At 56.2% G+C, this 11,970-nt stretch carries 8 protein-coding genes and 1 pseudogene; 4 read left to right on the forward strand and 5 right to left on the reverse strand.

From position 1 onward, the window contains the following. Positions 1 to 55: 55 nt before the first annotated feature. The 4 genes from AC6T8Q_RS11115 to uvrA all read right to left on the reverse strand — a co-directional run bounded on the left by AC6T8Q_RS11115 (position 56) and on the right by uvrA (position 5,957). Positions 56 to 973, reverse strand: a complete 918-nt coding sequence (locus tag AC6T8Q_RS11115; RefSeq protein WP_500679142.1) for a serine/threonine protein kinase — start codon at positions 971 to 973, stop codon at positions 56 to 58. Positions 974 to 1,217: 244 nt separating this feature from the next. After that, positions 1,218 to 2,249: a ThiF family adenylyltransferase gene (locus AC6T8Q_RS11120; protein WP_500679143.1), complete on the reverse strand. Its 1,032-nt coding sequence runs from the start codon at positions 2,247 to 2,249 to the stop codon at positions 1,218 to 1,220. 7 nt (positions 2,250 to 2,256) lie between these two features. Further along, positions 2,257 to 3,102 carry a hypothetical protein gene (locus tag AC6T8Q_RS11125; protein WP_500679144.1) on the reverse strand — a complete coding sequence of 282 codons (846 nt, stop codon included), beginning with the start codon at positions 3,100 to 3,102 and terminating at the stop codon, positions 2,257 to 2,259. A gap of 2 nt (positions 3,103 to 3,104) precedes the next feature. Further along, positions 3,105 to 5,957, reverse strand: a complete 2,853-nt coding sequence (uvrA, locus tag AC6T8Q_RS11130) for an excinuclease ABC subunit UvrA (RefSeq protein ID WP_500679145.1) — start codon at positions 5,955 to 5,957, stop codon at positions 3,105 to 3,107. Positions 5,958 to 6,105: 148 nt separating this feature from the next. On the opposite strand from uvrA, the gene AC6T8Q_RS11135 reads away from it, so the two are divergent. The 3 genes from AC6T8Q_RS11135 to ligA all read left to right on the forward strand — a co-directional run bounded on the left by AC6T8Q_RS11135 (position 6,106) and on the right by ligA (position 8,880). Next, a complete protein-coding gene (locus tag AC6T8Q_RS11135; protein WP_500679146.1) occupies positions 6,106 to 6,402 on the forward strand; it encodes a hypothetical protein in 297 nt (98 codons plus the stop codon). A 1-nt stretch (position 6,403) separates the two neighbouring features. Then, positions 6,404 to 6,790 carry a cupin domain-containing protein gene (locus AC6T8Q_RS11140; RefSeq protein WP_500679147.1) on the forward strand — a complete coding sequence of 129 codons (387 nt, stop codon included), beginning with the start codon at positions 6,404 to 6,406 and terminating at the stop codon, positions 6,788 to 6,790. 80 nt (positions 6,791 to 6,870) lie between these two features. Beyond that, positions 6,871 to 8,880: an NAD-dependent DNA ligase LigA gene (gene ligA, locus AC6T8Q_RS11145; RefSeq protein WP_500679148.1), complete on the forward strand. Its 2,010-nt coding sequence runs from the start codon at positions 6,871 to 6,873 to the stop codon at positions 8,878 to 8,880. A gap of 115 nt (positions 8,881 to 8,995) precedes the next feature. Here ligA and AC6T8Q_RS11150 read toward each other — a convergent pair whose 3' ends face one another. Further along, complete coding sequence (locus AC6T8Q_RS11150; protein WP_500679149.1) at positions 8,996 to 11,359, reverse strand: tetratricopeptide repeat protein; 2,364 nt, start codon at positions 11,357 to 11,359, stop codon at positions 8,996 to 8,998. Positions 11,360 to 11,642: 283 nt separating this feature from the next. Between AC6T8Q_RS11150 and AC6T8Q_RS11155 the strand changes: the two are divergent. Beyond that, a pseudogene (locus tag AC6T8Q_RS11155) lies at positions 11,643 to 11,970 on the forward strand (hypothetical protein); the annotation flags it as partial.

The raw sequence follows: 11,970 nt of genomic DNA on the forward strand, positions 1-11,970 counted from the left end.
GCGTCGGAAATTCTCCCGCCGGCGCATCCTCACTGGCTTTGAGCTTTGGAACTGCTCAGTTAAGCGAGAAGCATTCGATTTCGAGCCGCATCAATTCTTCGCTCACCGATGCGGCCGAGTTGGGCCGACGGAGCGGGTCTTTCGACAGCAGACGATGGACCAAGGAAGCCACCGGCTTTGGTAATCGAGGCGACATATCACGCACGCACACCGGTTTGCTTTCGCGGTGCATGCGGACGAGCTCATCAGGCGATTTCGCGGCAAACGGCAAGTGGCCAGTGAGCATTTCGTAGAGCGTCACCCCCAAGCTATAGAGATCGCTGGTGACGTCCACGGAGAGGCTGGAAGTCACGGCTTCGGGGGCAATGTAGTTGAGCGTGCCGGTGATGGGTCGCGACGACCAATGACGAGCCTCGCTGATCGCATAAGCAAAGCCCAGGTCAATCAACGTGGCATGGCCCTCGGCCGAGACCAGGATATTGTTGGGTTTGACGTCGGAGTGAATCATCTTCACTGACTCGTGCAGCGCCGACAAAGCTTCGGCCACTTGGCGGGCGATCCACAAGCTCATCGGCAGCGGCAAGCGCGTGCCTTGCTTGAGGATCGTAGCCAGCGAGCAGCCAGCGAGTTTCGGCGTCACGAAATAAAACGGCGCTTGTTGGACGTTGGCCGACAGGACGGGCAGCAAATGCGGGTGCGAAAGTTGCCGGCCAATCCAAACTGCCCGCCGCTGCATTTCAATGGCTTGCGGATCGCGCCACCATTCTTTGCGCAGGGCCTTCACCACGTAGTTGGCGGATTGGTTTGACGGCGCGTCGGCAGGGCGAGCCGAGTAAACGCGGGCCAATTCGCTTTCACTCAACAATCGCACCAACTGCCACGGGCCCATGCGGCCCACGGCGGATTGTGAAGTTGAAGCGTCGGTCGCGGCAAAATTGGCAGTAACAGGAGATGAGGTTTCAGCAGTAGCCATACAAAGTTGCAGGTCTCGTGAAAAGGTTTGAGCGCAGAGGAAGCGCAAGTTCTTAGCTGCTCCATACGCGCACTTTGGGTTCGGCAAGGCTAAGAAGCTGGGTCAGCTGGGCTTGAGCCGCCGAAGATGCTGGGTCTAAATCTTCCATCGGCCAGACGGACCCACCGACTCGACGAACAGTGCTTGAACTTGGGCAGACAAAATTTATGGCTGAGAATTTGGCCAAGCCGCGTGAGATGTAACGTCACGAACCGACGTATTTTGCCAGCACCGTGCGGGCAACAGCCTCATCCTCGGTGCCGCCGACGATGGCGCGGCCATCAGCAAACACGGTGATCAGGAAGTCATCGATCGCTAGCCGCAAGAGATAGTTGTTGGCTGTCACGGTTCCAACCGATCGAAGCTTCTCTGCTAGCACAGCAAGATTGAGGGTGTTTGATTCGGCAGGGGAAATCTGAACCGAATTTCGCCCACAGAGTTTTGTCACGGCCGAACCACGCTCGCCAGCGAGCCAGGGAAATTGCCGCTGGCCGCAGGTGGGGCAATCTGGCCGACGGCTGGACTGCATGTTGATTGAGCGTACCTGGTTGTTCCACAAATCGAACACGGTCAGTTGCGAATTCACGGCACCGGCGTTACCGCTGCACAACTTGATCGCTTCCATGGCCTGATAGGCGGCCACCACCGAAACAATCGGCGCTAGCACTCCGGCCGTTTCGCAGGTGGGCATGCTCGCCGCTGGGGGTGGCTCCGGTAAAAAGCAACTCAGGCAGCATGACTTTCCGGGTTGTATCGCCATGGTTTGCCCTTCAGCACCGACGCAGCCGGCAAAGACCCACGGCAAGTTATTGGCCACAGCGAAATCGTTGATCAGATAGCGTGTTTCAAAATTGTCGGTGCCATCGACGATCACATGCACGTCGCCAGCAAGTCGCTGAATATTCGTGGGATTGACATCGGCGACAATGGGTTCAATCTGAACCGAGGAATTCACCGCGGCGAGGCGGTTGGCACCGGCGACCGCCTTGGGAAGCTGTGCCTCGGCATCGGCTTCGGTAAACAAAACTTGCCGATGGAGATTGTCGCGTTCCACGAAATCGCGGTCGACGAGCCGCACGAACCCAACGCCAGCGCGGACGAGCAAATCGGCACTCACACAGCCGAGCGCGCCGCAACCAACCACGAGCACGCGGGCGTTGCGCAAATGGCGTTGTCCCTCTTCACCGAAAGGGGCGAAGCGTGTTTGACGGCGATAGCGATCAATTGGCTTGCTCATAGCTCTATCACACAAAGTAACCAGCTAAATCGAACTCGGGTGCCAACTCTGCTTGTAAGCGATCGCAGCCGGCGCGTGCCGTGGGGATTTCGCTTGCTATGTTCCTGCAAATAGCGATTACCGGTTTAGCGCAGGTGGCTAACCAAGCGGGGGGCCGGTCGCCGGGATCGAGTTCGATGGCAAACGCATCACACACGACATCGGATTGCGGGTCGCTGGGTGTCACGCTGGCCACGACATAAGACTCGCGTGGGCGTGTCCAAGAATTGTCGCGAAGTTGCTCCACTGTGACCAGTTGCAGCATCACCGCCGGATAGAAGTCGCAATTCTCAAACTCAGCTGCTTCACGCAAGTCAACAATCAAAGGTACGCCGGATCGACTCGCTTCGCTGCATAATCCCTCATCGACGCCCTGCACAATGAGTGCCGTCTCGAACTTGCGTGCCAGTCGCAAGTCTTCTTCGCTCGGGTAGTCGCAGCGCAAACCACGCAAAACAGTTCTTTTGCCCTCGAGAAGAAAGTTCTTTCCTTCGCAATAAAACCGCTTGAACCCGATGGGAACGATTTCCTCGTACGTCTCACCATTTTGAAGCTTGAGCGTTAGCCGCGTGTCGTACCAAAACGGCAACCGCGGTGTCCAGTAGCACGGTTCCGTTACCGCTGTGCTTGATGAGCATGCGTTCTCCATGGGCCGCAACGGAAAATCTGCGGTCAAAGTTTTAGCAAACTGCGAGAACGGGCCGCGCACGAATCCCGTTATCTCTACAATTCCTGATTCCGCGTTTGCCAAAAAAGTAAGCTGAGCACGATGCTCAGAACGTTCACCCACGACCAGGGATAGTTTGTCGTTCATGATCAGCCCGCCGCCAATGCTTTGGCAGTTTTCTTGAGTTCCCGGGCGAGAAATTTGCCCGTCACCGACGCGGAGTTGGCAGCAAGTTGTTCGGGGGTCCCCATCGCCACGACGCGGCCTCCTTCGTCGGCAGCGCCCGGGCCGAGGTCGATGATCCAATCCGCCGCCTGCATGATCAGCAGGTTGTGATCGACCACGACCAAGGAATGCCCCATATCGACGAGCGAATCGAAACAATCCAAAAGTTGCAACACGTCGGAATAATGGAGCCCCGTCGTCGGCTCGTCGAGAACGAATAGTGTGCGACCGCGGCGCTCGGCAGAGATATACGTTGCCATTTTCAGGCGCTGGGCTTCACCACCGGAAAGCGTGTTGGCCGGTTGGCCCAAGCGGAGATAATCGAGCCCAACATCCATCAGGCATTTGAGCTTGGCGAGGATCTTACGATGCCCGCGGAAGAACGTGAATGCCTCGCGCACGGAGAGATTCAACACTTCGGCAATGTTGTAACCACGATACTTCACATCGAGTACCTCGCGACGAAAACGCTGGCCGTGGCACTCGGGGCATTTCATATACACGTCGGCCATCAGCCGCATGTCGATCTGCAAAAAGCCATCGCCCTGGCAGGCTTCGCAGCGTCCCCCTTCGACATTAAAACTAAAGTGGCTGGCCTTGAATCCGCGCGATTGCGCTTCGGTGCTTTCGGCAAAGAGCGCGCGGATCGGGTCGAAGGCCTTAACATAAGTCACCGGATTCGACCGCGGCGTGCGGCCAATAGGGCTTTGATCGATCAAGACTGCGTCTTCAATCTGATGCACACCTTTGATTTCAGTGAATGGCTCAGGCCGTTCGACTTCTTGGCGCAGGCGTTGAGCTACGGCTGGAAACAAAGTTTGCTGCACGAGCGTACTCTTCCCCGCGCCGCTCACACCGGTCACGACACAGAGCGTCGAGAGCGGGAAATCCACCGAGACATCTTGCAAATTGTTACCGCTGGCAACTTCCAAACGAATCACGCCATGTTCGAGCGGCCGCCGTGCCGCGCGTTTGCCGATTGTCCGCCGACCCGAAAGCCAATCTCCCGTGCGACTGTCGCGACTTTCAACCATTTCGGCGGGCGTGCCTTGGAAGACCACCTTGCCGCCGAATTCCCCCGCACCGGGCCCGAGTTCGACAACTTGATCCGCCGCTTGCAGAACCGCGCCCTCATGTTCGATGACGGCGACCGTGTTACCCCGGTCGCGAAGTTCGCGAATCGAGCTCACCAACTGCGGCACATCGGCCGGGTGCAAACCAACACACGGTTCGTCGAGAACATACAACATGCCGACGAGATTGGAGCCCAACGCCGATGTGAGTGAAACACGCTGAGATTCGCCGCCACTCAAAGTGCGCAAGGGCCGTTCGAGGGATAAGTGCCCCACGCCCACACGGTCGAGATATTTCAACCGGTTCACAACTTGATCGAGCAGTAAGCGGCCCACTTGCTGCTGCCACGGCGTGAGATCAAGCTGAGCGAACCAGTTGAGCGCTTCGCGAATCTTGAGCCGTGATAGTTCAGCGATGTTGGCCCCGCCGATCCGCACGGCCAGCGCAGCCTGATTGAGCCGTGCCCCGCCGCACTCTTTGCACGGATAATAACTCCGCCAGCGGCTCAAGAACACGCGGAGGTGCATTTTGTATTTCCGCCGCTCAAGCCAATTGAAAAAGCCCGTGAGCCCTCCAAACTTTTTCTCAGGCACGCCATCGCGAACAATCGCCAAATGACCGGGCGTAAGTTCGCGAAACGGAATATCGACCGGCAAATTGTATTCTTTGGCGAGTGCCAACAATTCTTTCAGCTCATGCTCATAAGCAGGCGTGTTCCAAGGAGCAATCGCTCCGTCGCGTAGGCTTTTGTTGGGGTCGGGAACCACGCGATCCATATCGATGTCGATCACATTGCCAAAACCTTCACACGCCGGGCAAGCCCCCAGCGGATTGTTGAAGTTCAATAGCTGCGGTTCGGGCGTGGGGTAATCGATCTTGCATGTTTCGCAACGGAAGAACTGGCTGAAGCGCCGACGGAGCCATGGTTGCCCTTCGATATCAACGTGCTTACCCAAACCCTCGGGCAAAACTTCGGGATCGCGGGCATCAATCCAAACGAGCGACGTGCCGCGACCCGCTTCTTGGGCAGCTTCGAGCGAATCGCGCAGGCGTGTCATGCCCTCGCCGCCAGCGGTGAGTCGATCGAGCACCACCTTCACCGATTCGCGCTCGGCGAGTTCCGCAACAGCCGCGGGGCCAAGTTCGACAAACTTTCCATTGAGAACGACTCGGCGATAACCAAGCGCCACCAAATCGGCGACCCACACTTCCGTCGGCCGTTGCTGGCCGCGATGAGAGATAAACCCAACCATCATGCGCGTGCCGTCGGGAAGCTGCGACAATTTGTCCGTCGCGGATTCTGCCGAATCTTGGCTGACCTTTTGGCCACACGTGTGACAGATCACTTCCCCCACGCGAGCGAACAGCAATTGCAGATGCTCGTTGATTTGCGTGGTGCTCCCCACGGTCGCGCGGCTGGAACGGCTGACGTTCTTGCGCGTGACGGCAATCGACGGGGGAATTCCTTCGATGCTCTCCGCGGCGGGCTTGTCGAGTTGTTCGAGAAATTGCCGCGTGTACGTAGAAAAGCTTTCGATATAGCGGCGTTGTCCCTCGGCGTAGAGCGTGTCGAGGGCAAGGCTCGTCTTGCCGCTACCGCTCACGCCACAGAAAGCGATCAACTGCCGATGGGGCAGATCGAGATCGATTTTCTGCAGATTGTTGACGGCAACGCCGCGCAAGGAAATGGTGGACTGCTTCACGGCGGCCTATCCAGCAAGGGCTCGTGGGTTCTGGGAAACCCCTTATCTTAGCGGAGAAAGCCCGCGATTGCACTACCCATGCCGTCACGCCACGGCTGCGATATAATCGCTTGTCTCACTAACTAACCCTTTCCAATGCAGGCCGACATTGTCTCTCAAAAAGTGGAAAAACCCGTTTTACACGCTGCTTATCCCCGTTGGGATGGCGTTTGTGGTCACGGTGTTTGCCTATGGTTACATGGCATTCGTGGAAGTGAATGCCACGAATCCGGAGGTGCGCGAGCAAACGAAACAGCCATTGTTCACATGGCTCAACAAGCACGGCACACGCGTAATCCTATGGGAGTTGGGCGTGATGGGCGTGTTGACAGTGGGGGCGATCGCGACGGACAGTTGGTGGATGAGTGAAGCACCACCGAGCAATAAAGAAATTAAGGATCAATAGCATGAAACTGAAACGTGCGAGCGATGTCCCGCAAAAGCCTGTGGAGATGGAAGGGGCCGCGGGCTGCAAGGTGCAAATCCTTGTGGGGAACGAAGAGCAAGCCCCTAATTTTGTCATGCGGCAATTTGAGGTCGCACCGGGCGGACACACACCACGGCATTTCCACAACTACGAACATGAAATCTATGTCGTCGAAGGAAGCGGTGTGATCGTCGACGGCGATAAGGAATTGCCATTGAACCAAGGAGATGTCGTGTTTGTCGCCCCCGACGACGTGCATCAATTCAAGAACACGGGCGATGCGCCGCTCAAGTTTTTGTGCCTGATCCCCAATTCTGCGACGGGGAAGAATGTGACGGTGGTTCCCGAGTGTGGGCTTGAAGATTGAGTAAGAATATTGCTAGCCGCAGGCGGTAGCCTACGGTTGAACTTTCTCACCGTAGGCTACCGCCTGCGGCTATAACAAATATGAGTAATGCTCGAACGGAAATCGAACAGCTGCGCGAGGAAATTCGCACACACGATGAGCGTTACTACGTCGATGCGAAACCGACGATTTCGGATCTCGATTACGACCGCTTGATGGAGCGGCTCAAGCAGCTTGAAGCCGAGCATCCTGATTTGGTCACGACGGATAGTCCCACGCGACGGGTTGGTGGGCGGCCGGTCGAATATCTCACGCAAGTGCGGCATCTCGTGCCGATGATGTCGATCGACAACACGTACAGCTTGGAAGAGTTGCGCAAATATGGAGAACGAACCGCTAAGCTGCTTCCTGGTGAAGAGATCGAATGGGTCGTAGAGTTGAAGATCGATGGCGTGGCGATGTCGCTCATCTATGAGAATGGCGAACTGATCCGCGGGGTCACACGGGGCGACGGCACCACGGGTGATGACGTGACGCATAATATCCGCACGGTGGTCGACGTGCCGCTGCGACTCAAGGGAAAAAGTTTTCCGCCCTTGGTCGAAGTACGCGGCGAGATTTACATGACCAATGCCGAGTTGACGCGACTCAACGCTCAGCGGCAGGAGCAAGGGCTCGAAGCCTACGCCAACACTCGCAACACTGCGGCAGGCAGCATCAAACTTTTAGACCCGCGCATTTGTGCGCAGCGTCGTTTGCGACTTTTCAGCCACGGTGTGGGCAAAGTCGATGGCCTCACCGCCAAAACTCATATGGAGTTCCTCAAGCAACTCGGCCAATGGGGTTTGCCGTTGACGCCTCACGTCGAGGTCTTTCCCAACCTGGAAGCGGCGATCACGCACTGCGAAAGTTTGATCGAGCGGCTTCACGAGTTGGAATTTGAAGTCGATGGCCTTGTGCTCAAAGTCAACAATTTTGAGCAGCGTGAACGGCTGGGGGCGACCAGCAAAAGCCCGCGCTGGCTGATCGCCTACAAATTTGAAAAGTACGAAGCCGCCACAAAGCTCAACGAAATTCGCGTGCAAGTTGGCAAGACGGGCACAATCACGCCCGTCGCCGAACTTGAACCGGTTGAGTTAGCCAACACGACGGTTAGCCGCGCGAGTTTGCACAATGCCGAGGAAATTGAGCGCAAGGATATCCGCGTCGGCGATACGGTCATCGTGGAAAAAGCGGGGAAAGTGATTCCTCACATCGTTCGCGTGGAAACACATCTGCGTCCCGAGGGAGCGAAGCCATTCAAGTTCCCCACCAAGTGCCCTGAATGTGGCACCGCGGTCGAGAAGGACGAAGGGGGCGTTTATATTCGCTGCCCGAATCACACGTGCCCCGCTCAATTGCGCGAACGCTTGCGGTATTTTGCCAGCCGCTCGGCGATGGATATCGAAGGCCTTGGGGACAAGCTTGTCGATCAGTTAGTTTCGGCAGGGCTCGTCAAAGAGTTTGCCGATCTCTATGAACTCACGGTCGAGCAGCTCGCCAATCTCGAACGGATGGGGAAGAAATCGGCACAGAATGTCGTCGAAGCGATCGAGCAAAGTAAATCACGGGGCCTCGCGCGGTTGTTGAATGCCCTGACAATCCGCCACGTGGGAACACGAGTTGCAACGATCCTGGCCGATCATTTTCAAACGATGTCCAATCTGCAAGCTGCCACTGAAGAACAGCTCAGCGAAATCAACGAAATTGGTCCGATCATCGCGGCGAGTGTGCATCACTTTCTTCAGAGCGAACATGGCTTAACGACCATTGAAAGCCTAGCCAAAGCTGGTCTCGATATGGGAAGCATGCGTGAAGTTTCGCTGCCAGCAGAAGAGCAACTCTTCGCTGGGAAGACGGTCGTTGTGACGGGCAAACTTGAGAAATACACACGCGACGAAATTCATGCGCTCGTGGAACGCCTCGGTGGCCGCGCGGCGGGGAGCGTTTCCAAAAACACCGACTATCTAGTGACTGGCGAAAGTGCCGGTAGCAAGTTGGAAAAAGCAAGCAGCCTGGGCGTAAAAGTGATTAGCGAGGCCCAGTTTCAAGAAATGGTCGGCGAGAAATAGGCTGCAATTTCCAGCCGCAATTTGATTGCCACGAAAGGCACGAAAAGTCACAAAAATGGAGATTGAATATCTTGTGTTTTTTTCGCGTTTCTTGTGGCCATTGAACAGGCAACGACTACTCAATACGCTGTAGCGCCTCGCGAACTTCTGTCGGCACTTTGAGGCCAAGTTGTTCTGCTCTGAAAATCAACTCCTTGGCGGAAGCCTGTTCTCCTTTTTGCAATAACAGCAATCCCAAGTTGTAATTGAGTTCCCTCGAATCGGGAGATTGTTTGAGTGCGGCGCGATAAACTTTTTCGGCTTCCTCGATCATACCCAATTGAAAAAGCAACCCGCCGAAGTTGGCGCTCACGGTGGGGTCGGAGGGACGAAGATCAAGTGCTTTCTGATAGGCTTCTAGAGCCGCATCGGCTTCGCCCAACGTGTAATACGTGTTCGCCAACTGGAACTGTGCGCCGAAGTGCTTGGAATCGAGTTTGAGGGCCTTTGCCAAGGTCACCAAGGCTTGCGGATATTGACCTAGCTGAAATTGAGCGAGCCCTAGTTGATACTGAGCTTCCGCGGAATTTGGCCGCAGAAGCACTGCTTGATTGAGTGGAGCGAGCGCCTGATCAGGTTCGCCAGCCGCGTTGAGCGAAGCTCCCAGGGCCACGAGCACCCGCCAATCGTTGGCATTCGCCGCTGCTAGAAAACTTGCCAACTCGACCGCCTTGTGATGATCTCCCTGGCGGTTGAGTAGCATGATCTTGCCGAGCTCGCCGCTCAGGGATAACGCGAATTTTTGGCTGATTTGCTGATAAAGCTCTGCTGCATCGTTCGTGCGATTTTGATTCAAGTAGAATTCTGCTAGTTGCTCGTAAGCTTCCGACTGGTTGGGGCCAAGCTCGACAGCCAATCGCAATTCCTGTTCAGCTCGTTCTGTGTTTCCTAACCGTTCAAGCACCATGCCCAAGTCGCAGTGATGGGTCCACTGATCGGGGGCAATCGCGACGGCTTCCTCAAATTGCTGCTGGGCATCCTGCAATCGTCCGCTCATAAGATAGGCCAAGCCCAAGTCAGCATGGGCGGTGTGCGAACTCTCGCGGTGCTGCAGTGCCTTCTCGGCAAACACGACGGCCGTTTTCGCATCGCCCCGAGAGAGCGCATCGCGACTGAGCATCGCGTGGCATTCCGGCAGATTGGGCGTCAACGCTGCCAAGGCCGCCAAACGGCGGACGTCATTAGGGCCCGTTTCGCGCAAGCGGCGTTTCTCGGCAATGAGCAATCCTGCCACAATCGCCAACAGCACGGCCCATTTCGCGGCATGAACGAGCCCCGAGACGCCGATCATAGCCGGTGCCGTATCGAGCGGCTTATCAACGAGATTGTCTTGCGTTTTGCGTTCGCTCACTTTCCAGATGAAGCCATCAAAATAGAAATGCAAGAACGAAGATGTCACAAACAGAGCAACGAGCCATTGATAAGCGTTCTCGTTGGAGCCACTGAATATGTATGCGTTGGCATCAACAGTAAAGAAACGGATCGAGCTGTAAGCCCCAATTGCAGCCAGATACAATCCGAGCATCGTCCAGCGGTCGCTGAATAAGAAGCCGAGCGGTCCAAACTTTTCTCCCGCACGATTGAACAAGCGCCGATTGTAGATCCAGACAATCGCGTAGTATTGCACCGCGTGGAAAATCTCGAACATCGCGATACCGATCAACACGTTCACCGAAAGTCGTCCGGTGTACCAATAGAACCAGCCCGTGATGCCAATCAATAACAGCTTGATCCAGCTGACCGGCATGCCTGCGCGTGTTTGCCGCACGAGGTTGATGCAGTAAGCAGTAAACACAATCGCTGCAATCGCTGCGACGCCCACCCGCGTCCACTTCAGCCAATCGGGGCCAACGATGGGTAAACCGGATTGCCACATCGCGTTGGCAATACCAAACACGCGAGCATCACTGAATACCACTCCCGAGATGAAGACGATCAGACACAGCCAATGATCGAGTCGAGCCGACCAACGATCGTGCACGCCGCGTTTGACGTCGTAGATCCGCATGAAGCCATACGTCTGCATGAGCCCATGCCAAGTGCCCCAAATCAGCAGGACGAGTTCCAGTCCATGAAGATGCTTCCAGGGAAGTCCCAGGTCTTCAGCGAGCCACGTGGGTGGCGAAAATAACAGGGCGATGGCGAATATCAACGGCGGCACAAGCAGGAATCGCCACGGGTAGCGCCAAAACAGTTCGCGGTCGCCATAGGCCCGCATGAAGCCTGGCAGATGATGCCCCAGCGATGCAAAGGAAATCACCGCAAGCGACACTTGCTCGGGGGTGAGCACCTGGCGTACGAGAATCAGCACCACCGGCACAATCAGTAGCGGCGTAATAACTACGTACGACATGTCCCACCAAGGCGAGACAATCCAGCCTTGGGAACGGACGGGGGTCGAGGAAGTCGTGGCGGCGGCGGACACAGGTTGCGGGTTCACCCAGGATCGTAGCGGGGTTGTCGGCTGAAATAAAGTATTGCACTCTCGCCCGGCCTGGATGAGCCACAGATGCGAAAACCTGCGGGAATCTCGCAGAAAAGCGGTGGGTTAGGGTTGGAAATAGGCCCACTGGGTTCGACACCACCGATTCTGCCTGGATTGCCTGTTTTTCTTGGATTTTCATGCCGTGCAGTTTATGCTGGAGGGATAGCTGGCTGGGCCCGCCTCGTAAGAGCTGGGCTAGCTTGTCAGAGTCATTGTCATTTGAAGAGGCTAGAAACCCATGACGTTTTTTCGATCAATAAGTTGGCACTCGACATTCGCGCTCGCGGTCCTGGCTTGCGCTGCACTGGGCTCATCAGCTCATGCCGAGGACACTGCTACAGATAAGCAACCAGTCGACGTGTTTGACGCGATCGACCAAGGCTTGGTCGATGTAAAATTCATGGCCCGAAACAGTCAAAGTGGCCGGCTGTTCGTCACGAATAAAACCTCCCAGCCGGTCGACCTGATCATTCCCGACGCCTTTGCCGGAGTTCCCGTGCTGCACCAATTCGGTGGCGGCGGTGGTGGCATGGGCGGCGGTGGTATGGGTGGTGGCGGTGGCCAAC

The sequence above is a fragment of the Bythopirellula sp. genome (assembly GCF_041737835.1).
Lineage (GTDB): Bacteria > Planctomycetota > Planctomycetia > Pirellulales > Lacipirellulaceae > Bythopirellula.